Raw genomic sequence first — 21,722 nt, 5'->3', positions numbered from 1 at the left:
TGACGGCCCCGGATGAGCTTGTTCGCCAAAATCGCCAGCGGCGTGGCCATGGCCGCCAATGCCGCTGGCACCTTCGTGGTCATCGCCCTGATCGCCGTGGTCAATTACGACATCATCGCGCGCGGGGTCTTCTCGCAGCCCTTTCTGGGCGCGGTGGAGGTCGTGCAGTTCTCCATGGTGCTGATCGTGTTCCTGCAATTGCCGGACGTGATCCGCGTGGGGCGGCTGACCCGGTCGGACGGGTTCCTGATGCTCATGCGGCGGCGCAAGCCCCGGGTGGGCCGGGCCCTGAGCCGGGTGATCGATGGGATCAGCGCGCTTTTCATGGTGCTGGTCGCCATCGCGATCTGGCCCGAATTCCTCGAGATGTGGAACACCAAGGACTTCTTTGGCGTGCCCGGCGTGTTCACCGCGCCCTGGTGGCCGGTGAAGCTGGTGATCTTCCTGAGCGCCTGCCTCTGCACGGTGCATTTCATCCTGCACATCTTCACGCAGACCGGGGATAACGCCCCGCATCAGGAAAGCGGCTCATGACCCCCGTCGATATCGGTCTCATCTCGATCGGCGCGATCATCGTGCTGATCTATCTGGGGATGTATATTCCCATCGCGCTCGGCCTCGTGAGCTTCCTTGCGATCTGGATCATGCGCGACAATATGGATTTGTCCTTCGCGCTGCTGAAGATCGCCATCGGCGACAGCGCGATGGAATACACCTTTGCCACGATCCCGCTCTTCACCTTCATGGGGTTGATCGTATCCAAGGCCGGGCTGGGCGCAGATATCTACTCGGTCATGAACCAGGGCTTCCGGCGCATCACCGGCGGGATCGGCATGGCCACTGTCGGTGCCAACGCGGTCTTTGCCGCTGTGACGGGGTCGTCCATCGCCTCGGCCTCGGTCTTTTCCAAGATGTCCGTCCCCGAGATGCTGCGCCACAAGTACAACCCGCGCTTTGCCGTGGGGGTCGTCGCGGGCAGCTCGGTTCTCGGCATGATCATTCCGCCCTCGGCGATGCTGATCATCTACTCCTTCGTGGCCGAGCAATCGGTGGGCGAGATGTTCCTCGCCGGTGTGATCCCGGGTCTCTTGCTGGCCGTGGCCTATGTGGCGGCGATCTGGTTCATGGGGCGCTTTACCCCCGGCTTTGTCGGCGGCGAGATGGTGGAGGAAGGCGACCTGATGCCCTGGTCCGAGATCGCCGTGAAGACCCTGCCGATCCTCGGCCTGATCATCGTGGTGCTGGGTGGGATCTATACGGGCTGGACCACGCCGGTGGAGGCGGGGGCGGCGGGCTCGCTTTTGGGGATCATCATTGCGGCTGTCCGAGGCCGGATCAATCTGCGCAGTTTCTGGGAGACGGTGATCGAGACCGGGCATATCACGGCGGCGATCCTCTTCCTGATCACCGCGGCCTCGATGTATGCCCGGATGCTGGGGCTCGCGGGGCTGCCCAACGAGCTGCAGAATATCCTGGCGGCCAACGACTTCTCGTTCTTCTGGATCATGGTTCTGTTGGTGGTGCTGATGCTGTTTCTCGGCACCATTCTTGACACGGCCTCGATCATCCTGATCGTCGTACCGCTTTTCCTGCCGCTGATCGACGACATGGGGCTGAGCCTTGTGTGGTTCGGGATCGTGGCCGTGGTCGCCGCCGAGATCGGGCTGCTGACGCCGCCATTGGGGCTCAGTTGCTTTGTCATCAAGGCCACGCTCGATGATGACCGGATCAAGCTCAAGGATGTGTTCCTGGGTGCGCTGCCCTTTGCCTTCGTGATGCTGCTGGTGCTGATCCTGCTGATCCGCTTCCCCGGCCTCAGCCTCGCCCTTCTCTGACGACAGGAGACCGCCCCATGCGGAATGTGACCAAAGACAATATCACCGATGTGTTCATGGGCTATCTGGGCGCCGACACGGATCCGCGCCTGCGCGAGGTGATGGGCAGCCTTGTCCGGCACCTGCATGCCTTTGCCCGCGAGACGAACCTGACCCATGCGGAGTGGAACACGGGCATCCAGTTCCTCGAGCGCGCGGGCGAGATCTCGGACAAGGAGCGGCATGAGTTCGTGTTGCTCTCGGATGTGCTGGGGCTCTCATCGCTGGTGGATATGCTGCACAACTCCTCGGAGGGGACATCGTCCTCGGTGCTGGGGCCGTTCCACATCACCGGATCGCCGCCGCTCGCCGTGGGTGGGGATATGCGCAAGGATTTCGATGCGCCGGTCCTCTTGGCCGAGGGCGTTGTGCGCGCGCCCGATGGCACGCCCATCCCGGGGGCCACGCTCGACATCTGGCAGACCGCGCCCAACGGGCTCTATTCCAGCCAGGATCCGGATCAGGACACTTATTCCTTCCACGGGTTGCAGACCGTGGGCGAAGACGGCCGCTATGCCTTCACCACCGTGCGGCCCGTTGAATACACCGTGCCGTCGGACGGGCCGGTGGGGGATATCCTGCGCGCCTGCGGGCGTCACCCGTGGCGGCCCTCGCACCTGCATTACATCGTCGAGGCCGAGGGCTACAAACCGCTCGTGACCGAGGTCTTCCCCGAGGATGACCCCTATCTCGATCAGGATACGGTGTTCGGGGTGCGCGAGGATCTCGTCATGCGCTACGAGACCCGGCCCGCGGGCAGCTTCCCGCGCGAGGGGTTCGCCTTGTCCGGCAAGGTGGCCGATGCGTATCTGGCCGTCACCTTCGACCTGACCCTCGTGCCGCTGGCCTGAGGGGCTACTCGGCGACCTTGGGGGCGGCACTGTCCCCAAGGCTCTCGGCGAGAAATGCGCCGGTATTGCGATAGTGATCCAGAAGCCGCGTGCTCGCCGCCTCCACATCCCGCGCGACCACGGCGGCCAGAATGCCCGCATGTTCGTCGCCCACATCGCGCCGCCCGTAGCTGAGCGCGCTGCCCGCCAGATAGCGGTAGCGAATGTTCAGGTCGTAGAGCTGAGAACAGAATTTCAGTAGGATCGGCGAGCGCGCATTGGACAGCAGCGCCATGTGAAACCCCTTGTGGAAGGATTCGTAATCCGGGTCCTGCGCCGCCTTGGCGCGCTTCATCCGGTGATGGGCCAGAACCACCTCTTCCTCCCAGGCCTCGCTGGCCTCGGCGAGGCTTTCGCGCAGAGCCAGATCCTCCAGCGTGCAGCGCAGGGTCAGGATCTCGTCGAAATTCTCGGCGCTGACATCGGCGGTGCGAAAGCCGCGCTGGTCGATCCGCTCCACGAGGTAGTCCGAGGTCAGCAGGCTGAGGGCCTCGCGGATCGGCGAGGCGCCGGTATCAAGCCGCTTGCGCAGCCCGTCGATCTTGAGCTTCTCGCCCGGCTGCAAAGCGCCGGTCACGATCATCTTGCGCAAGGTGTGATAGGCGCGCTGCGTGGCCGAGCCATCGCCCGGAGACGGAACCGAAGCCGAAAGAGGATCTTGCGCGTGCATCTGGTGGTCTCCGCAAACATGCATAGGTGAGTCAGCTTAACCGTCCGGCCAGCGTGCCCCAAGGGAAACCGCCCGCCAGGGCCCCGCATCACGAAGATGGTGGCCCGATAGCGGCATTTTTGCCGATATAGGCCAGATATTCAACATAAAATCGACAAAATGGCCCGGGGGACGTTCGGATGCGAAGGGCGCGCGCGGCGCGCCCCCGCCTGAGCGTCTACGCCGTGAGCCGGATCGGCGCGCCGGAGGCCATGGCGCGGGCCGCGCTGTCGGCGAGCCTTTGGGCCGCCACCCCATCTTCGATCGTGGCACTGAGGGGCGCGCCCGAGCTCACCGCCTCGACGAAATGGGTCATCTCGGCGAGATAGGCGGCCTCATACCGTTCGAGGAAGAAATCCATGGTTGGTGCGCCTGTGAACCCATCGCCCCCGGCGCGGGTCACGAGATGGCTCGGCTGGTTCGCGGCCTGCAGCATACCCTCCGCGCCATGGACCTCGATCCGCTGGTCATAGCCATAGGTCGCCCGGCGCGAATTGGTGATCTGACAGATCTTGCCACTCGCCGTGGTCAGGGTCACGGCGGCGGTGTCCACATCGCCCGCCGCGCCGATCTCGGGATCCACAAGGCAAGAGCCCACGGCATAGAGCTCCACCGGCTCTTCGCCCAGAAGAAAGCGCGCCATGTCGAGGTCATGGACCATCATGTCTCGAAACAGCCCGCCCGAGCTCTCGATATACGAGATCGGGGGCGGGGCGGGGTCGCGCGAGGTGATGATCACCTGCTCGATAGTGCCGATGGCCCCGGCGCGGAGCTGGGCCTGCAGATGGGCAAAGCTCGGATCGAACCGCCGGTTGAACGCGGTCAGAAACGGCACGCCTGCGGCGGCCACGGCCTCGCGGCACTCGGCGGCGCGCTCCGCGCTCAGATCGATGGGCTTCTCGCAAAAGATCGCCTTGCCCGCCGCGGCACAGGCGTGGATCTGATCGTAATGCAAGGTCGTGGGCGTGGCGATGATCACCGCGTCGATATCCGCGCCGGCGATGATGGCCTCTGGCGCACGAATCTCGGCCCCGCTGGACGCGGCCAGCGCCTCGGCGGCGGCGGGCATCGCGTCGGCCACGGCCACAAGATCCGCCCCGGCCATACGTGACAGGCTGCGGGCATGGACCTGTCCGATCCGGCCACATCCCAAAAGTCCCAGTTTCATGCGATTTCCTTTTCTGGCGCGAGGGCGCGAAGGGCGCTCCGCGCGGCGGCCTCAAGAGGGGCTTCGACCTCGCGCAGGATCTGCACCCGGTCGAACCGGTCCGGGTCGGCGGCCACGGCGCTGCGCAGGGCGCTGCCGAAGGCCATGCGCAGCTCGGTTCCGATATTGAACTTGCAGATGGACGTCCCGCGCGCGAGCCGGGCGCGCTGCTCAATCGGCACGCCGGAGCCGCCATGGATCACCAGGGGCACTTCGGTCCGGGCGTCGATCTCGGCGATCCGCGCTTCGTCCAGCCCGCCCTCGCGGTTCTGCTGCAAGTGGACATTGCCCACGGAGATCGCCATGGCATCCACCCCGGTCTCAAAGGCAAAGCGTTCAGCCTCGGCCGGGTGCGTGCCCTGGCTGGCGGCGCCGTCGGAATAGCCGACAAAGCCGATCTCGCCCTCGCAAGAGACCCCGGCCCGATGCGCCATCTCGGCGATCAGCGCGGTCTGGGCGATATTCTCGCTCAGCGGCAGTTTCGAGCCATCGAACATCAGCGAGGTAAAACCGCTATCGAGCGCCTCGCGGCATTCGTCAAAGCTGTAACCGTGGTCGAGATGGGCCACCACGGGGACCGAAACGCTCTCGGCGAGGTGGCGGAACATGCGGCCCAGAACGGGCAGGGGCGTATGGGCCCGGCAGGAGGGCCCAGCCTGCAGGATCACCGGCAGGCGCTCGGCCTCGGCGGCGGCCACATAGGCGCGCATATCCTCCCAGCCGAGACAGACGAGCCCGCCCACCGCATAGCCGCCCTTGAGCGCGGGTTGCAGAACATCGGAAAGCGTCGCGAGGGTCATTTGAACTTCGCCACCATGTCCATGATGCCCGGGATCGTGTGCAGCTGTTCTGCGTGGGTCGGCTGGAAATACTGCTTCAGGCTGCGCTGGCTGAGCCCGCCGAGGATGGTGAAGTAATACATCTCGTAGCCCGGCAGGGCGGCACAGGGGTGATAGCCCTTGTCGATGCAGATCGTGGAGCCATCCATGATGTGATAGGCGTCGCCGGGCTTGTTGTCCTCGCGCTGGAGCATCTGCAGCCCCGAGCCGTAATTCGGCTTGAACCGGAAATTGTAGGTCTCGTCATGGCGGGTCTCGTCCGGCAGACGATCCGTGTCATGCTTGTGGCTCGGAAAGCCTGACCAACCGCCCGCACCCACGGTGAAGAGCTCGGACACCAGCAACCGCCCGACGCGCTCATGCTGGTTGGCCCCGAGGATATGTTTGATCTTGCGGTGGGTCTTGGTGTCATCCGAGCCGTATTGCACCAGATCGAGCTCGTCGGCGCGCACGGCAAAGGGCTCGAGCACCTTGTCGAACTTGGCCCCGGCGATGAAGACCTCGGCGCTGTCCGAGAGGCAGGTGAAGCGCGCCTCCATCCCGGTGGGGACATAGACGCCCTCGGGCTCACCATCCCAGACATCGACGCCGCGCCCGCCGAGCTTGGCGGCGGAAAACCCGCCCGCGCTCACATCGATCAGGCCGGTGGCCGGGACGATGCAGGTCTCGTAGCCCGGGACCGCATAGCCGAAGCTTTCGCTCTTCTTGAGCTTGACGATGTTGAAGTAGTTCAGCGGAACCAATGCATCATCTACGTCGACGATCGGTTTGTTTTCATTGTCAAATGGTGCGATATGCATAGCTTATCCTTCCGCGCGGCTCTGGGGCGCGCTTGGTCCGGGATGGCGTGCGAGAAACGCCTCCAATTCGTCCGTATCGGGCATGGCGGGGGCGCAGCCGGGCTTGGCCACGACGATGGCTGCACAGGCCGAGCCGCGCAGGACGGCCTCATCCATGGGGCGGCCCTCGGCGAGACTGGCGAGGAACCCCGCCATGAAGCTGTCGCCTGCGCCCGTGGGTTTCAGCGCCTCGACCTCGTAGATGCCGGTGCGGGTCTCGGTGCCGTTTGCGAAGGTGATCGCGCCCAGATGGCCCATCTTGTAGACGACGATGCTGGCGCTGGTTTCGGCGAGCGCGCGGGCCTTGGCGAGGCCCTTGTCGATGCCGCCCGCCATGAAGCCGAACTCCTCGTCATTGGCGACGATGACATCCGAGAGCGCACCGGCCCGGGACAGGACGTCCTCGGCGACGGCGGGGCTGGGCCAGCTATAGGGGCGGTAGTCCACGTCGAAGATCACCGGCAGCCCGGCGGCGCGGGCCAGCTCGAACGCTCGAAAGGCCGCGCTGCGCGAGGGTTCGGCGGCAAAGACCGTCCCCGCGGTGATCAGCGCGCCGTATTGGCTGTAGTCCACGGCCTCCACATCGGCGATGGACATCTGAAAATCCGCGGCCCCGTTGCGATAGATCACCGAGTTATGATCTTCGACCCGGGTCTCATAGAGCGCGAGCGAATTGCGATACTCCCCCGCGATGGGGTGCACATGGCGGGCATCGACGCCATAAGCGCCAAGCTGCGCGACGCAGTAGCGCCCGACCGCATCATCCGAGACCCGCGTGACCAGCGCCGCCTCGGCGCCGAATTTCACCAGACCGGCGGCGATATTGGCCGAGGAGCCGCCCATGGCGACCATCATGCTGGTCGATTGCTCGATCCCGGTGCCCGGTGGTTCGGGCGACAGGTCCATGCCCACACGCCCGATCACGAGGAACCGCTTTTGCGCGATGCCGCTGAGAACGTCCATCAGACGCCCTTCCGCTGGCGGGCGCGGGCCGCTTCGATTTCTTCATGGGCGGCGCGGACCTTGGGGTTGTCGGTGATATGGGGCGTGCCCACCTCCCACCAGGTGTGACCCTCGGTGGTCCAGCCCTCATAGGCGTCCACGTTCATCACGATCACGCTGGTCTTGTCCGAGGCTTTGGCGGCCTTGAAGGCCTCGGCCAGATCCTCGGCATTCTCCGCATAGACCGCATTCGCCCCCATGGAGGCCGCATGGGCCACGAAGTCGACGCCAAAGGCCTCGGGCACGGTGGGGGTGTCGGCGATCAGGTTGTTGAAGCTCTCGTTCCCGGTGTTGTTCTGCAGCTTGTTGATGACTGCGAAGCCGCCATTGTCGAGCACCAGAACGATCATCTTCTTGTGGGTCAGGACCGAGGAATAGATGTCGGAATTCAGCAGCAGATAGCTGCCATCCCCGGCGAAAACGATAGTGTCGGCCTCGGGCTCGACCTCGGCCTGCGCGATGCGCGCGCCCCAGCCACCGGCGATCTCGTAGCCCATGCAGGAAAAGCCGAATTCAACATCAACCGTGCCGATATCTAGCGTGCGCCAATTCGCGGTCACCTCCGCCGGAAGGCCGCCCGCTGCGGCCACAACCCGGTCGCGCGGATCGCAGAGCGCGTTCACCACGCCGATCGCCTGCGCGTAGGAGTTCGGGCGGTTCCCCGGGCGCACATTCTCGGCCACATAGCCCATCCAGTTGCGGCGTTCTTCCTGGGCATAGGCGGTCCATTGGTCCGGGCAGCGATAGTTGGTCATCTCGGCGGCCAGCGCCTCCAGCCCGAGCTTGGCATCGCCGACAATCGGCAGGGCGCGGTGCTTGCCCGCATCGTGCCGCGCGGCGTTGAGCGAGATGAACTGCGCCTCCTTGGCGAAGGCCGTCCAGGAGCCGGTGGTGAAATCCTGCAACCGGCAGCCCACCGACAGGATCACATCCGCCTGTTCGGCCACCGCATTGGCGCTGTCCGAGCCGGTCACGCCCACGGGGCCGATATTCAGCGCGTGGTCGTTGAGCAGGTTGGCCCGCCCAGCGATGGTCTCGATCACCGGGATGTTGTGGTCCTCGGCAAAGGCCGTCAGCTCGGCCACCGCGTCGGAATATTGCACACCGCCCCCGGCAATGATCACGGGCCGCTCGGCGTCGCGCAGCAGGGCGGCGGCATCGGCGACCTCGCGGGCATCGGGCGTGATCCGGCGAATGCGGTGGGTCTTTTCCTCAAACATCTCAATCGGATAGTCAAAGGTCCAGCCCTGCACATCCTGCGGCAGCGCGATGAAGGCCGGGCCGCAATCGGCCGGATCCAGCATGGTCGCGAGGGCTGCGGGCAGGGATTGGATGATCTGGGCGGGATGGGTGATCCGGTCCCAATAGCGCGTGACCGCCTGAAACGCATCGTTCAGCCCGAGCGCGGGATTGCCGTAATGCTCCAGCTGCTGCAGCACCGGATCGGGCAGGCGGGTCAGGAAGGCATCCCCGCAGAGCATCAGCATAGGCAGGCGGTTCGCATGGGCCAGTGCCGCCGCCGTCAGCAGGTTCGCCGTGCCGGGGCCCGCACTCGCCGTGCAGAACATGAACCGGCGGCGCAGGTGATACTTGGCATAGGCCGCGGCGGCGAATCCCATGCTCTGCTCGTTCTGCCCACGATAGAGCGGCAGCGTCTCGCGGTGATCATAGAGCGCTTCGCCGAGACAGGTCACATTGCCATGCCCGAAGATCCCGAAACCGCCGCCGCAGACCCTCTGTCGTGTGCCGTCAATCTCGATGAATTGTGCGTTCAGATAGCGAATAATCGCCTGAGCCGTCGTCAGACGGACCGTGTCCCCAGCCATCTCTCGTGTCTCCTCCCAGAGCGCGCGACTGTCGCGCAGATCTGCGATCAGGTTCGGACTTGACCGCGTTCTGAGTTAGACGATACTCACGTTGCAACCGGTTGCAAGGGTTTTTGGGAGGGCTCATGTCGGAGATCGGAATCGGCATCATCGGCGGTGGCTATATGGGCAAGGCCCATGCGGTCGCCTATGCCTGCGTGGGGGCCTTGTTTGACACCCGCCTGAAACCGCGACTCGAAATGGTGGCGGCCTCGTCGCCCGCCTCTGCCGAGCGGTATCGCAAGGCGTTCGGCTTTGCCCGGGCGGCGCAGGACTGGACTGAGCTTGTGGCGGATCCAAAGGTCGAGGCGGTGGTGATCGCCTCGCCGCAGGAGACCCACCGCGCCATCGTCGAGGCGGCGGCGGCCTTGGGCAAACCCGTCTTCTGCGAGAAGCCTCTGGGCGCTTCGCTGGCAGAGGCGCAGGCGATCACGGCGGCAGCCGAATCGGCGGGTATCGTCAACATGATCGGCTTCAACTACATCCGCACGCCGGCCTCGCAATATGCCCGGCGGCTGGTGGAGGAGGGTGAGATCGGCGATGTCACCTGGTTCCGCGGCGAGCATACGGAGGATTTCTATGCGGATCCCGAGATGCCTGCGAGCTGGCGGACCGAAGGCGAGGCGAATGGCACCATGGGGGATCTGGCGCCCCATATGATCAACGCGGCACTCGCGCTGATCGGGCCGATCACGTCGCTGATGGCCGAGATCGAGACCGTGCATCCTGACCGGGGCGGGGTAGCCGTGACCAATGATGACCACGCCCAGATGATGTGTCGCTTTGCGGGCGGGGCCATGGGGCATCTCTATTTCAGCCGCATCGCGACTGGTCGCAAGATGGGCTATATCTATGAAATCACGGGGACAAAGGGCGCGATCCGCTTCAACCAGGAAGACCAGAACAGCCTCTGGCTCTACCGGGCCGAGGGGCCCGAGGCCGAGCGCGGGTTCCGGCAGATCCTGACGGGGCCGGCCCATCCTGACTATCTGCCCTTTTGCCAGGGTCCGGGCCACGGGACCGGCTACCAGGATCAGATCGCGATCGAGGCGCGGGATTTCCTCGAGGCCATCGCCGATGGCGCGCCGCGCTGGCCCACCTTCCGTGACGGGCTCTCCGTCAGCCTGGTGGTGGCTGCCGCGCAGAAATCTCAGGCCACGCGACAGTGGCAGGATGTGGTTCAAGTGAAGGACATGCCCCAATGACCATCCGTATCGGCAATGCCCCCTGTTCCTGGGGGGTGGAATTCGCAGGTGATCCCCGCAACCCGGGCTGGCGCGACGTGCTGCGCGAGAACGCAGAGGCGGGCTATACGGGGATCGAGCTGGGGCCCGTGGGCTTCATGCCCGAGGACCCGCCGCAGGTGGCCGAGGCGCTGGACGAGCATGGGCTCGAGCTGATCGGGGGCGTTGTCTTTCGTCCGTTCCATGATGCGGGCGCATGGGATGAGGTGCTGGATGCCTCGGTGCGCACCTGCCAGGCGCTGACCGCCCATGGGGCGCAGCACCTTGTGCTGATCGACTCGATCTCGCCCCGTCGGGCCCCCACCGCCGGACGCGCCGATGCCGCCGAGCAGATGGATGCCGCCGAGTGGACTGCCTATCGCGACCGCATCGCCCATGTGGCCAAGATGGGGGCCGAGGAGTACGGGCTGACGGTCGGGATCCACGCCCATGCGGCGGGTTTCATGGATTTCGAGCCCGAGCTTGAGCGGTTGCTGAGCGAGGTCGATGAGAGCATCCTCAAGATCTGTTTCGACACCGGGCATCATTCCTATGCCGGGTTCGACCCGGTGGCCTTCATGGAACGCCATCTGCCGCGCATCAGCTACATGCATTTCAAGGATATCGATCCAGTGGTGAAGGCCGATGTCATCGCCAAGCGCACCGGCTTCTATGATGCTTGCGGGCAGGGGATCTTCTGCAATCTCGGCGATGGCGACGTGGATTTCCCGCGCGTGCGCCAATTGCTCGAAGAGGGCGGCTTTACCGGCTGGTGCACGGTGGAGCAGGATTGTGACCCGACCTTGCCGGACACGGACCCGCTGGGCGATGCCAAGCTGAACCGCGCCTATCTGCGCTCCATCGGATTTGAGTGAGGATCCCGCGATGAACAGACTGACCTGGGGGATGATCGGGGGCGGCGAAGGCAGCCAGATCGGACCGGCCCACCGTCTCGGCGCCATGGCCGATGGCAATTTCACCCTGACCGCCGGGGCGCTCGACGTGGATGCTGCCAAGGGCAAGGCCTATGCCGAGCGGCTCGGCGTGGCACCAGACCGGGCCTATGGCAACTGGCAGGAGATGCTGGAGGGCGAGAAGGGCCGCGCCGACAAGCTCGATCTCGTGACAGTGGCCACGCCGAACAACACCCATTTCGAGATCACCAAGGCGTTTCTCGAGGCCGGGTTCCATGTGCTCTGCGAAAAGCCCATGACCATGACCGTGGAGGAGGGCGAGGAAATCGTCCGCATCGCCGAGGCGACGGGCAAGATCTGTGCGGTGAATTACTGCTATTCGGCCTATCCCATGGTCCGCGAGATGCGCGAGATGGTCCGGCGCGGGGATCTGGGCAAGATCCGCACGGTGGTCACCAATTTCTCCCACGGGCATCACGCTACGGGGGATGACGCGGACAATCCCCGGGTGCGGTGGCGGTATGATCCCAAGATGGCCGGAGTGTCGGGCCAGATGGCCGATTGCGGCATCCATGCCCTGCATCTGGCCTCGTTCATCACCGGCGACGAGGTCCGGACACTCTCGGCGGACTTCGCCTCCACGGTCTCGGCGCGGGTGCTCGAAGACGACGCCATGGTGAACTTCAGGATGGAAGGCGGCACGGTCGGGCGGCTCTGGTCCTCGACCATCGCGATCGGGCGGATGCACGGGCTCGACATTCAGGTCTTCGGCGAGCTGGGTGGAATGCGGTGGGCCTCGGAACAGCCGAACCAGATCCACTACACGCGCCTGAATGGCCGGACGGAGATCATCGAAAAGGGCGAGGCGGGTCTCTCGGATGAGGCCGGTCGGCTGAGCCGCGTGGCCATTGCCCATCCCGAGGGCTTTCCGCTGGCGGTGGCGAATATCTACGTGGATCTGGCGGCACGCATTCGCGGCGCGGCGGCCGGGGACCTGCCCCTCGCGGTGGACGGGCTGCGCTCCATGGCGGCGGTTTACGCGGCGGTGGATTCGGCGTCGAAGGACGGCGCCTGGGTCGATGCGCGCCCGCCCTCACTGCGAGGCTGAGCGCGCGCCGAGATCCATGGAGTGCCATCTGACGGGCCGTCCCTTTCGGGGGGCGGCCCGTGTCGCGTTTGGCGCAGACCCAACAGGCCCTGCACATGCTCCTCTGGCGCATCAAAGGTGGCCGCGGGGCAAGATTATTGACGTAAGGATAACGGCTGGGGAATAGTTCTGGTCGAACCAACCGTGGCCCTGGGTTGCTCTTTTTACCGTCACTGGCGGCCCAAGGCATTTTCAGCCGAGGCATGACCCTTGGGTAAAGGATTAAAATCATGAGAGATTCTTCCTATCTCCGCCTGCTGGGCGGCGACCGTTCCGTAGATATCGAGATTGAAGCCGCCGGGAAGCCGGGGGATCTGGGCACCGTCAAAATCATTGGCGATCTGGTGAAGTTCGAAGCCGGGAGCGGCCTTACGAGCAAACCGTTCGGCCAGGTCACGGAGTTTGTGCTGCCCATTCGTGCGGTGATCGACGAGACGCAAACCGTGGCGTTCCGGGTGCCGATCTCGGCGGTCAACACGCCGGACGGTGTGGAACTGACCCTGCCTGGCGGGCGCACTGTCACGGACACCGCCTATGTTTCGCCGATCTCGGTTGCCGATCAGCTCGACACTCCGCTGAGCTTTTCCAGCCCGGGTTTCGCGCCGATCACCGTGGACGACTCGATCATCGTCGACATCTTCAACACGCAGAATCCGCAGTTTCTTGCCGCGATCAGTCAGGCCGAGGGGCGGGTGAACGCCGCGCAATCGAATGTGGAGGACGCCCAGGACCGGCTCTTTGAGCTGGAGGATGCGGCCTTTGTCCTCGGCGAGGCGTTTCTGGCTCGCGAGGGGGCAACGGCGCTGCGCCAGCTTGCCAATATCGCCGAGGATGCGGTCGTCGGCGCGGCCTCGGCCGTGAACGCGGCAACATCCGCGTTCAACGCGGCGCTGTTCGACCTCAACATCGCCCAGACCGCGGTGTCCGTCGCACAATCCACGGCCAATTCAGCCTCGGCGGTCGTCAACAGTCTCAACAGCGCGCTTTCAAGCGCCTTGAGCGATCTGAATGGCTTTCTGAATGACGCCTTCGGCTTCCTTGCGGATTTCGGGTTCGCTGCGAGCCGCGCCGTTCTTGAGACCGTGCTGAATGTGCCGATCCTCGGGGGGCTGGTGCGTCCGCTCTACGATGAAATCGTTGATCTGGAGGATGAGGTCGACGACCTCCGGATCGACCTTTCTGCAGCGGATGCCGCGCTGAGCAATGCCCTGAATGCGCTCAGCACCGAGCTGGCGCAACTCGGACAGGCGCAGGTGGATTTTGCAGCGGCGGAGCAGGCACTCAACGATGCGCTCTCCATCGATATCGACGCCTTGGAAGACGCGTTTGACGAGGCCGATGTCCTCGCGCGTCAGGCAGAGGCCGACGCCGAGCGACTGGAAAAACAGGTTGAGGAGCTGGGCTATTCCACGCCGGTGAAACTGGGCGATCTCGATGATGTGGCCTTTGATGTGGCCGAGGCGCTGGCCGCGCTTGGCCTGGCCGAAGGGGCGAAGCTGCTGGCCGAGGGCGAGCTGCTGGCCGCGAACCTGGCCTATGAGGCACAGCTTGCCCTGCTGCCGGATGCGGATTTCGAATTCACCCTCTCCGATCTGGGCTTCGATGTGGATTTGCAGGCGGGTTTGGAGTTCAACTGGAACCGGGCCACGGATGATGCGCCGCGCGAGAGCCTTCTGTCGCTGGTCTATGAGGTTGAGATCGCCTTGGCGGTCGACGCCACCAGCGAGGTCAATGGCGAGGTCACTACCATCGATATCGACCGCGGCTTCGAGCTGTCTGGCCGTGTGCCCTTCGAAGGGGGCGGGCGGGATCGGGCCGACCGCTTCGAACCCGGAGAACGCTGGGCCGAGTTCACGGACAGTTTCGACTTCGTCTGAACCGCCACCTCCTGACTGCGGCGTCACCCGCACCACCACCACGCCGCCCCCATGTTGGGCGGCGTTTTAGGTAAATAAGTCAGGTATTTAAGGTATCTCGCGCACCGGCGAGCCGTGCGGCACAGCTTGACCAAACGTAAACAACTGCTTAAAATTTGGCGTCATTATGTGTGTCCTTGGAAGGGCAGGCGTGGAGACAGGCCTTCGGAGACGCATGAACATATTGGTCATGACGGACCTGTTTCCCGGAGGATCCCAATATGCGCAACTCATTGTACTTTCCGCTGCTCGGCGGTGATCGCGCGCTGGAATACGAGATCGAGGCGCTTGGCAATGCCAGCGGTCTCGGGTCCGTCAAGCTGGTGGGCAATCTGGTCAAGTTCGAAGCCGGCAACGGCCTGAAGACCAAGCCGTTTGGTGAGACGACCGAGTTTCTGATCCCCGTTCGCGCGATCGTGGATGGCGAGACAACCGTCGCGGCTCGTATACCGATCAGTGCTGTGAACACGCCGGACGGGGTTGAGCTGACCTTGCCGGGTGGGCGGGTCGTGACCGACACGGCTTATATCTCGCCGGTCTCTGTCGCCGATCAACTCGATGATCCGCTAAGCTTTTCCTCTCCGGACATCACACCGGTCTCGGTGGACGAGTCCATCCTTGTAGACCGGTTCAATGAAGAGAACCCGGAGTTTCTGGCAGCGGTCACTGCGGCTCAATCCGATGTGGATGCCGCGCAGCAGTCCTTTGCAGCAGCACAAGAGGCTCTGGAGGACGCCGAGGCGCTGGTCGCTCTGGTCTACGAGACCGCTCCCGCGCGCGCTGCTGCCGATGCGGCCAACGAGGCTGCACTCTTGTTGGAAGCCGCGGCGCGCGGGGCCGTCGCCGCGGTGAATGCAGCATCTGAGCTCGTTCAGGGGACAGCCGCGGCCATTGCGACCGCGCAAGACCTGGTGAACAGTACGCAGGCTGCGGCTGCATCTGCCTCCAGCGCGGTCACGGCGGCCTCCAATGCTGTGGCAGTCGCCGCAAATGCGGCGGAGGATTTTCTCAACGACGCGTTCAAGATCCTGCGGGATGGCGGGTTTGACGCCACGCGGTCGGTTCTGGAATTTGCCCTGGACATCCCTGGCATCGGCGCGCTGTTGCAGCCGGTTTATGACGACCTTGTGGATGCCGAGGATGATCTCGCCGATGCAAGGGTCGATCTGAGCGGGGCGCAAGCGGCGCTGACCTCGGCGCTCAACGCTGTTTCGGACGCATTGGACGATCTCAGCCAGGCTGAGATCGATTTCTCCGACGCGGAAGAGGCGCTCAGCAATGCACAATTCGAATTGCCCTTCGCGCTGGAGGCTGCAAGCGAGGCGCGGCAGGTGGCAGACGCGGCCGAAGCAGCAGCGCGCGCTCTGGAGGCAGAGGTGTCGCAAAACGGGTTGACGGTGCCGGTAGACCTGCTGAGTTTTGAGGTTTTAGCGCTTGAAATCGGCGTCACTGCGGCAGCGGGCGGAGTGGGCTTGGCAGCGACCGAGTTGGGCGCGGCAGAGGCGGCGCTTCTGGCCGCAACCACAGCTTACGAGGCGCAGCTTGCGTTCTTGCCGGATGTGGAGTTCGAATTCGAGCTGTCCGATATCAGCCTCGATCTGGATCTGCAGGCCGGGTTGGAGTTCAACTGGAACCGCGCAACTGACGACGCCCCGCGTGAGAGCCTGTTGTCGCTGGTCTATGAGGTCGAGCTCGCCCTGGCGGTGGATGCGTCCAGCGAGGTCAATGGCGAGGTCAACGTCATCGATATTGACCGTGGCGTCGAGCTTTCGGGCCGTGTGCCCTTCGAGGGGGGCGGTCGGGATCGGGCCGAACGGTTCGAGCCGGGCGAGCGATGGGCGGAGTTTGCCGACGGTTTCGACTTCCTCTGACCGGCTGCGGCGCGGGGGGCGGACCTCGCCCCTTGCGTGAGCAATCGCTGCATCTTTCATCACCGTACCACCTGAGCGGTTTTCTGTAAGCGAAACAATCGCTTGCGAAGTCTGGAATCCTCCCTGCGCAGCTCAGCAAAGAGTTGACCAAAGGTAAACACCCTCCCTAGAGTAACCTTGTTGTGCAAAAATGAATTTTCGAGCCGAGGGACGGGAACACCCCTGCGGTACCGCACATCAGGAACACCACATAGGCCACAGCATTTCTGCGGAGGATCCCCCCATGCGCAACTCTTTTTATCTGCCTCTCCTGGGCGGGCCTCGCCGTGAGGATATCGAGATCATCGATGTCTCGGTGCCCGATGGGCAGGGGAGTGTCGAGATCATCGGCGATGTGTTCCGCTTCACGGCCGGGCCGGAGCTGCAGCAGTTTCCAATCGGTGTCCCGCTGCCTGTTATCGTCTCTGCGCGCTATCTGGATGGCGATGGCAAGGACGTCACGACGGCAATTCCAGTCATTGCGATCAACACCCCTGTGGGCGTGTCCCTGCAGCTGCCCGGTGGGCAGCAGGTGCTCGACTCGGGCCTTATGTCTCCGATCGCGCCGAACCAGATGTTCGACGCGCCCTTTACCACCGGAACTCCCAACATCAGCACGACCCTGGACGAGTCCATTTTTGTCGACATCTTCAACGCGGCCAATCCCCAGTTTCTGGAGGCCTTTCTCGCGGCACAGGACGGAGTGGTTGCCAAGACGACCGCCTTTACCGAAGCTGTCGCCGCGTTCGAAGAGGCGGAAAATGCGCTGGAGCTGGTTCAAGGCGCACGGGACAGCCGTTTGGCGACGGACGCGCTCCAGCTGCAGGCCGATACCTTCGCGCAAGTCCTTCAGGATGCTCTGGACGAGTTCGCGGCAGCACAGATGGCCTTCACCAATGCCGCCCTTGCCGTGGCACAGGCGGACGCCGAAATTAATTCCCTTGCCGATCAGGTCAATGCGCTGAACGCACAAGTTGAGATCTTCTCGGTCCAGTTCGCTTCGTTCAACACAAGTTTCGTACAAAAGACGGCCGAAATCTCAATTCTTCTGGCGCAATTGGGGCTGCCCGCCCCGGTGGAACAGCACCTGGACACGCCCGTCGGGGCCGTCCTGCAGCCGTTGGTCGATCAGCGCGACGCGTTCAAAAACCTGTCCGATACGGCGCTCGCCTCTTTCGAACAGGCAGAGCAGCAGCTTGAGCAGGTGGCCGCGGCGTTTACCGAGGCGCAAAACGACTTTGTCGAGGCAACGCTCGCGCAGGCTCAGGCGCAGGCCCGTCTGGAGGAGGCCGGTGAGGTCGACTTTCAGGCGCTGGAGGATGCCGTCGATCAGCTCGAAGCGCAGGTCCTGGCCAATGACTCGGTTGCCACGCAGCTTGAGACCGTTGTGAAGAACGAGTTTGGTGTCGAGGTCCCGGTCAGCCAGAACACGGTCCAAGAGTTCGAAGCCGCGTTCGTCGAAGCGGTGAACGGCAAGGTCTCTGCGGAGCTTGAGCTGGCACAGGCCCAAGCGACCTTTCAGGTCGCGGCCGCGAGCTACCAAGCGCAGCTGGATGAGTTGCCGGATGTGGAATTCACCTGGGATATCTTCTCGGCCAAGCTGTCGCTCGGGGCCAATCTGGGCTTCGAGTTCAGCTTCAACCGGGCAACCGATGACGACCCGTTCGAGGCCGCTCTCGCGCTGGTCTATGATGTCGAGATCGGACTGGCGCTCGACAGCCGGCTTACGATCAAGGACTTGTTCCTCGGGATCGATGAGGATGTCGATGTGGACGTGAATGACAGCATCACCATCGCCGGGCGCTATGAGTTCGACGGTGCCAACCGGCCTTCGGGCGAACGGTTCGCGGATCTGGGGGATCGGTTCTCGGAGAGAGGCGAGCGTCTGGCCGACTGGTCCGACAGCTTCGACTTCCTCTGAACGTGACCAGAGTCGGGATCAGGACCGAATTCAGGACTGGGGCAGGGCGCGCAAGGTGCCCCGCTCGACAATCTCGCAGTCGAACAGGCGCGCCTCGGGCGCGCGGGTCGGGTCCTCGAGCATGGCCACGACCAGCTCGATCGAGCTGCGGATGATCGCATCGATGGGCTGACGGATGGTGGTCAGGTCGATCGTGTCCCAACCTGCCATCTGCATGTCGTTCAACCCGATCAGGCCGACATCGCCGGGCACGGTGCGGCCAGCCCGGTGCAAGGCTGCCAGCGCCCCGATGGACAGCACGTCATCGCCGCAGAAATACGCCTCGGCCATGTCGCCCTCCTGCAGAAGCCGGACCATCTCGGCCTTGCCTGCGGCAAAGGAATAGGCGTCGGCAAAGCTCTCGGTGAGGGTGATCCCCTGACGACGGGCCATGACCTGCAGGAAACCGGCGCGCCGGTCGATGGTCGAGGTGGCTTCGCGCGGTCCTCCGAGGAACCCGATTTTCGTATAGCCCCGCGCCAGCAGAGTGCGCGCCGCCATGCGCCCGCATTCGATATTGTCGATCCCGACCACGTCCACATCCGGCGCGCTGGCAAAGCGCCCGAAGGAGTGGACCACCGGGATATGGGCCTGCCGAAACGCTTTGGAAAACTCCGGCGGCAGGGTCGAGGAGGCCACGATCACCCCATCCACTGAGTATTGCCGGAGCATCTGCAACGAGCTCTCGGGATCGTCCTCATCGCTGAGATTGACCAGCAGCGGACGCAGCCCCCGATCCTGCAGAGAGCGGGTGAAGAGGTCAAAGACCTCGAGAAAGAGAGGGTTGTGAAAGTTGTTGGAAATCAGCCCGATAAGCTTGGTTCTTCCGGTAGTGAGCGAAGAAGCGAGCGCATTCGGGCGATAGCCCAGTTCGCTCGCAGCCGCCTCGACCTTCTGGCGGGTTTTGGGCGAGACCGACGCGCCTTCGGTGAAGGTGCGCGAGACCGCAGACCGGGACACCCCGGCGCGCTCAGCAACTTCTCGTAGCGTTATCGGCATTCTCTCTCCTGACGGGCAGACATGTAGGACATGACGCTCAAAAAGTGAACATGGCAACCGGAAATCGCGCAGGGGACGCCGGGGCAGTCCGGTGCGATATCCCGATGCGCCGCGCCCGCCAGAGCGGGATGCGCGGGGCGCGGGGCAAAAACCGCATCCGGGTTTTGCAACCGGTTGCATTGTGGGTTGGCATATGCTTCTCTGAGTCGCGAGACGGGACAACCGTCTGACATGATCTGCGCGCTCGAGACGCGCTGTGACATAGTCTGGGAGGACGACATGAAAACCATCCTACAGTCGGTGGCGCTCGGTGCGGCACTGGTAACTTCCCCGTTCGCGGCCCAAGCAGACGGCCACGGTCAGGATCTGAGCTATGTTCTGGTCAGCCACGCACCGGACAGCGACACGTGGTGGAACACGATCAAGAACGGCATCGCGCTCGCCGGCGAGCAGATGGGCGTCAACGTCGAGTATCGCAACCCGCCCACCGGTGACATCGCCGACATGGCGCGCATCATCGAGCAGGCCGCGGCCTCCAGCCCCGATGGCATCATCACCACGCTGGCGGACTTCGACGTGCTCAAGGGCCCGATCTCCAACGCGGTGGATCAGGGCATCGACGTCATCATCATGAACACCGGCACCCCGGATCAGGCCCGCGAGATCGGCGCCCTGATGTATGTGGGCCAGCCCGAGTATGACGCAGGCTTTGCAGCCGGTGTCCGCGCCAAGGGCGAGGGGGTCACGAACTTCCTCTGCGTGAACCACGCGATCCAGCAGCCCACCGTGGGCGAGCGCTGCCGTGGCTACGCGGATGGTCTGGGCATCGAGCTTGGCGACGCGATGTTGGACAGCGGCACCGACCCGGCCGAAGTCAAGAACAAGGTCATGGCCTTCCTGTCCGCCAATGAGGACGTGGACGGCATCCTGACCCTCGGCCCGGTCTCCGCCGATCCGACCATCGCGGCCCTCAACGAGATGGGTCTGGCTGGTGAGCTGCATTTCGGCACCTTCGATCTTGGCGAAGAGATCGTGAAGGGCATCAAGGACGGCACCATCAACTGGGGGATCGACCAGCAGCCCTTCCTGCAGGCCTATATGCCGGTCGTCATCCTGACCAACTGGGACCGTTACGGCGTGCTTCCGGGCAACAACATCAACTCCGGCCCGGGCTTCGTGACCGCCTCCGGACTTGAGAAGGTCGAGGCCTTCGCGGGCGAGTTCCGCTAATCCACATCTAGGGCGGTAAGGAAACTTGCCGCCCTTTTTGTCTCTAGAGCAGACCATGGGGGGGAAATCATGTCTGAGGCAACGTCATCACCGCCACCCGCAGCGGACGAGCGGATCAAGGAAACGTCGAAACTCCGACAGGCCCTGATCCGACCCGAACTGGGCGGGATTTGCGGCACCATTATCGTCTTTGTCTTCTTTTTACTTTTTGCATTCGACAGCGGCATGTTCGCCCCGCAGGGGATCATGAACTGGACCGTCGTGTCGGCGCAATTCATGATCATCGCCGTGGGCGCCTGCCTTCTGATGATCGCCGGAGAGTTCGACCTGAGCGTCGGCTCGATGATCGGCTTCGCGGGCATGATGATCGCCGTATTCGGCGTCGTGCTGGGCTGGCCCATGTGGATCGCCATCATCGTGACCTTTGCCATCTGCATCGCGATTGGCGCCCTGAACGGCATCATCGTGATCCGCACGGGCCTGCCGAGCTTCATCGTGACACTCGCTTTCCTCTTCATCCTGCGCGGCTTCACGATCTTCATTCCGCAGACACTGGAGAGCAAGACCATCATCGGCGGGATCCGCGACGCGGCCGAAGGCGATTGGCTTGCGCCGATCTTCGGCAGCAAGATCGGGGCTCCGGTCTTTCAGATGCTTGCGGATATCGGCCTGATCGAGACCTTCTCGCGCGGCAACCGTGCCGGTCAGCCGGTGGTTGACGGTCTGCCAATGCTGGTGGTCTGGGCCATCGTGATCATCATCTTCGGCCATGTCCTGCTGACGCGCACACGGTTCGGCAACTGGATCTTCGCCTCTGGTGGCGACGCCGAGGCTGCGCGCAACTCCGGTGTGCCCGTGAACAAGGTCAAGATCCTGATGTTCATGTTCACCGCCTTCTGCGCGACGGTCTTCGCGCTGTGTCAGGTGATGGAGTTCGGCTCGGCGGGCGCGGATCGCGGCCTTCTGAAAGAGTTCGAGGCCATCATCGCCGTGGTGATCGGCGGCGCGCTTCTGACCGGGGGCTATGGCTCGGTGATCGGGGCTGCGCTGGGGGCACTGATCTTCGGGGTGGTCCAGCAGGGCCTCTTCTTTGCTGGTGTGGAAAGCTCGCTCTTCCGGGTCTTCCTCGGTCTGATCCTGCTCGGGGCTGTGATCCTGAACACCTATATTCGCCGCATGATCACGGGGGAACGTTGAG

Annotated in this window: 18 protein-coding genes; 11 read left to right on the top strand and 7 right to left on the bottom strand. The window is 63.9% G+C overall.

Going from position 1 to position 21,722, the window contains the following annotated elements; all coding sequences use genetic code 11:
- The first annotated feature begins 12 nt into the window (after positions 1–12).
- From ACP150_RS11355 to ACP150_RS11345, 3 genes are read left to right on the top strand one after another with little or no spacing between them, the layout of a single operon-like run.
- The gene (locus tag ACP150_RS11355; RefSeq protein ID WP_424966748.1) at positions 13–534 is read left to right on the top strand and encodes a TRAP transporter small permease; all 522 of its coding nucleotides are present in this window, start codon (positions 13–15) and stop codon (positions 532–534) included.
- A complete protein-coding gene (locus tag ACP150_RS11350; protein WP_424966747.1) occupies positions 531–1,835 on the top strand; it encodes a TRAP transporter large permease in 1,305 nt (434 codons plus the stop codon). The genes ACP150_RS11355 and ACP150_RS11350 overlap by 4 nt, the downstream gene beginning before the upstream one ends.
- A gap of 17 nt (positions 1,836–1,852) precedes the next feature.
- Positions 1,853–2,725, top strand: a complete 873-nt coding sequence (locus ACP150_RS11345; RefSeq protein ID WP_424966746.1) for a dioxygenase — start codon at positions 1,853–1,855, stop codon at positions 2,723–2,725.
- Between the two features lie 4 nt (positions 2,726–2,729).
- Here ACP150_RS11345 and ACP150_RS11340 read toward each other — a convergent pair whose 3' ends face one another.
- The 6 genes from ACP150_RS11340 to iolD form a co-directional block, all read right to left on the bottom strand.
- On the bottom strand, positions 2,730–3,434 hold the full coding sequence (locus ACP150_RS11340) for a GntR family transcriptional regulator (RefSeq protein WP_424966745.1): 705 nt from the start codon (positions 3,432–3,434) through the stop codon (positions 2,730–2,732).
- A gap of 217 nt (positions 3,435–3,651) precedes the next feature.
- A complete protein-coding gene (gene iolG, locus ACP150_RS11335) occupies positions 3,652–4,641 on the bottom strand; it encodes an inositol 2-dehydrogenase (RefSeq protein ID WP_424966744.1) in 990 nt (329 codons plus the stop codon).
- Positions 4,638–5,480: a class II fructose-bisphosphate aldolase gene (locus ACP150_RS11330; RefSeq protein WP_424966743.1), complete on the bottom strand. Its 843-nt coding sequence runs from the start codon at positions 5,478–5,480 to the stop codon at positions 4,638–4,640. The genes iolG and ACP150_RS11330 overlap by 4 nt, the downstream gene beginning before the upstream one ends.
- Positions 5,477–6,319 carry a 5-deoxy-glucuronate isomerase gene (locus tag ACP150_RS11325; protein WP_424966742.1) on the bottom strand — a complete coding sequence of 281 codons (843 nt, stop codon included), beginning with the start codon at positions 6,317–6,319 and terminating at the stop codon, positions 5,477–5,479. Before ACP150_RS11325 ends, ACP150_RS11330 begins: the two co-directional genes overlap by 4 nt.
- Before the next feature lie 3 nt (positions 6,320–6,322).
- Entirely contained in the window at positions 6,323–7,321 is a 999-nt protein-coding gene (gene iolC, locus ACP150_RS11320; protein WP_424966741.1) for a 5-dehydro-2-deoxygluconokinase, read from the bottom strand.
- The gene (gene iolD, locus ACP150_RS11315) at positions 7,321–9,186 is read right to left on the bottom strand and encodes a 3D-(3,5/4)-trihydroxycyclohexane-1,2-dione acylhydrolase (decyclizing) (RefSeq protein ID WP_424966740.1); all 1,866 of its coding nucleotides are present in this window, start codon (positions 9,184–9,186) and stop codon (positions 7,321–7,323) included. The genes iolC and iolD overlap by 1 nt, the downstream gene beginning before the upstream one ends.
- Before the next feature lie 125 nt (positions 9,187–9,311).
- On the opposite strand from iolD, the gene ACP150_RS11310 reads away from it, so the two are divergent.
- The 6 genes from ACP150_RS11310 (at position 9,312) to ACP150_RS11285 (ending at position 18,256) form a co-directional block, all read left to right on the top strand.
- Positions 9,312–10,430 carry a Gfo/Idh/MocA family protein gene (locus ACP150_RS11310; RefSeq protein ID WP_424966739.1) on the top strand — a complete coding sequence of 373 codons (1,119 nt, stop codon included), beginning with the start codon at positions 9,312–9,314 and terminating at the stop codon, positions 10,428–10,430.
- Positions 10,427–11,323 carry a TIM barrel protein gene (locus tag ACP150_RS11305; protein WP_424966738.1) on the top strand — a complete coding sequence of 299 codons (897 nt, stop codon included), beginning with the start codon at positions 10,427–10,429 and terminating at the stop codon, positions 11,321–11,323. Before ACP150_RS11310 ends, ACP150_RS11305 begins: the two co-directional genes overlap by 4 nt.
- A 10-nt stretch (positions 11,324–11,333) precedes the next feature.
- Positions 11,334–12,470, top strand: coding sequence for a Gfo/Idh/MocA family protein (locus ACP150_RS11300; protein ID WP_424966737.1), 1,137 nt, complete (start codon positions 11,334–11,336; stop codon positions 12,468–12,470).
- 269 nt (positions 12,471–12,739) lie between these two features.
- Positions 12,740–14,386, top strand: a complete 1,647-nt coding sequence (locus ACP150_RS11295; protein WP_424966736.1) for a hypothetical protein — start codon at positions 12,740–12,742, stop codon at positions 14,384–14,386.
- 260 nt (positions 14,387–14,646) lie between these two features.
- Positions 14,647–16,296: a hypothetical protein gene (locus ACP150_RS11290; protein WP_424966735.1), complete on the top strand. Its 1,650-nt coding sequence runs from the start codon at positions 14,647–14,649 to the stop codon at positions 16,294–16,296.
- A 283-nt stretch (positions 16,297–16,579) separates the two neighbouring features.
- Complete coding sequence (locus ACP150_RS11285; protein ID WP_424966734.1) at positions 16,580–18,256, top strand: hypothetical protein; 1,677 nt, start codon at positions 16,580–16,582, stop codon at positions 18,254–18,256.
- 30 nt (positions 18,257–18,286) lie between these two features.
- Here the strand turns inward: ACP150_RS11285 and ACP150_RS11280 are convergent, their stop codons facing one another.
- On the bottom strand, positions 18,287–19,294 hold the full coding sequence (locus tag ACP150_RS11280; protein ID WP_424966732.1) for a LacI family DNA-binding transcriptional regulator: 1,008 nt from the start codon (positions 19,292–19,294) through the stop codon (positions 18,287–18,289).
- Positions 19,295–19,573: 279 nt separating this feature from the next.
- Between ACP150_RS11280 and ACP150_RS11275 the strand changes: the two genes are divergently transcribed.
- Positions 19,574–20,524: a sugar ABC transporter substrate-binding protein gene (locus ACP150_RS11275; RefSeq protein WP_424966731.1), complete on the top strand. Its 951-nt coding sequence runs from the start codon at positions 19,574–19,576 to the stop codon at positions 20,522–20,524.
- A gap of 69 nt (positions 20,525–20,593) precedes the next feature.
- Positions 20,594–21,721 carry an ABC transporter permease gene (locus ACP150_RS11270; protein ID WP_424966730.1) on the top strand — a complete coding sequence of 376 codons (1,128 nt, stop codon included), beginning with the start codon at positions 20,594–20,596 and terminating at the stop codon, positions 21,719–21,721.
- Position 21,722 lies beyond the last annotated feature (1 nt).

The organism is Dinoroseobacter sp. S375, assembly GCF_049800775.1.
Lineage (GTDB): Bacteria > Pseudomonadota > Alphaproteobacteria > Rhodobacterales > Rhodobacteraceae > Dinoroseobacter.
Note: the sequence above shows the minus strand (reverse complement) of the source record. Positions and strands in the feature narration are given on the sequence as shown.

Bases quoted from the DNA above. Each gene is read 5' to 3' on its own strand.
- ACP150_RS11350 (WP_424966747.1), top strand. From the start codon at position 531: ATGACCCCCGTCGATATCGGTCTCATCTCGATCGGCGCGATCATCGTG.
- iolD (WP_424966740.1), bottom strand. From the start codon at position 9,186: ATGGCTGGGGACACGGTCCGTCTGACGACGGCTCAGGCGATTATTCGC.
- ACP150_RS11325 (WP_424966742.1), bottom strand. From the start codon at position 6,319: ATGCATATCGCACCATTTGACAATGAAAACAAACCGATCGTCGACGTA.
- ACP150_RS11310 (WP_424966739.1), top strand. From the start codon at position 9,312: ATGTCGGAGATCGGAATCGGCATCATCGGCGGTGGCTATATGGGCAAG.
- ACP150_RS11295 (WP_424966736.1), top strand. From the start codon at position 12,740: ATGAGAGATTCTTCCTATCTCCGCCTGCTGGGCGGCGACCGTTCCGTA.
- ACP150_RS11355 (WP_424966748.1), top strand. From the start codon at position 13: ATGAGCTTGTTCGCCAAAATCGCCAGCGGCGTGGCCATGGCCGCCAAT.
- ACP150_RS11285 (WP_424966734.1), top strand. From the start codon at position 16,580: ATGCGCAACTCTTTTTATCTGCCTCTCCTGGGCGGGCCTCGCCGTGAG.
- ACP150_RS11275 (WP_424966731.1), top strand. From the start codon at position 19,574: ATGAAAACCATCCTACAGTCGGTGGCGCTCGGTGCGGCACTGGTAACT.
- ACP150_RS11340 (WP_424966745.1), bottom strand. From the start codon at position 3,434: ATGCACGCGCAAGATCCTCTTTCGGCTTCGGTTCCGTCTCCGGGCGAT.
- ACP150_RS11280 (WP_424966732.1), bottom strand. From the start codon at position 19,294: ATGCCGATAACGCTACGAGAAGTTGCTGAGCGCGCCGGGGTGTCCCGG.
- ACP150_RS11330 (WP_424966743.1), bottom strand. From the start codon at position 5,480: ATGACCCTCGCGACGCTTTCCGATGTTCTGCAACCCGCGCTCAAGGGC.
- ACP150_RS11290 (WP_424966735.1), top strand. From the start codon at position 14,647: ATGCGCAACTCATTGTACTTTCCGCTGCTCGGCGGTGATCGCGCGCTG.
- ACP150_RS11345 (WP_424966746.1), top strand. From the start codon at position 1,853: ATGCGGAATGTGACCAAAGACAATATCACCGATGTGTTCATGGGCTAT.
- ACP150_RS11300 (WP_424966737.1), top strand. From the start codon at position 11,334: ATGAACAGACTGACCTGGGGGATGATCGGGGGCGGCGAAGGCAGCCAG.
- ACP150_RS11305 (WP_424966738.1), top strand. From the start codon at position 10,427: ATGACCATCCGTATCGGCAATGCCCCCTGTTCCTGGGGGGTGGAATTC.
- ACP150_RS11270 (WP_424966730.1), top strand. From the start codon at position 20,594: ATGTCTGAGGCAACGTCATCACCGCCACCCGCAGCGGACGAGCGGATC.
- iolG (WP_424966744.1), bottom strand. From the start codon at position 4,641: ATGAAACTGGGACTTTTGGGATGTGGCCGGATCGGACAGGTCCATGCC.
- iolC (WP_424966741.1), bottom strand. From the start codon at position 7,321: ATGGACGTTCTCAGCGGCATCGCGCAAAAGCGGTTCCTCGTGATCGGG.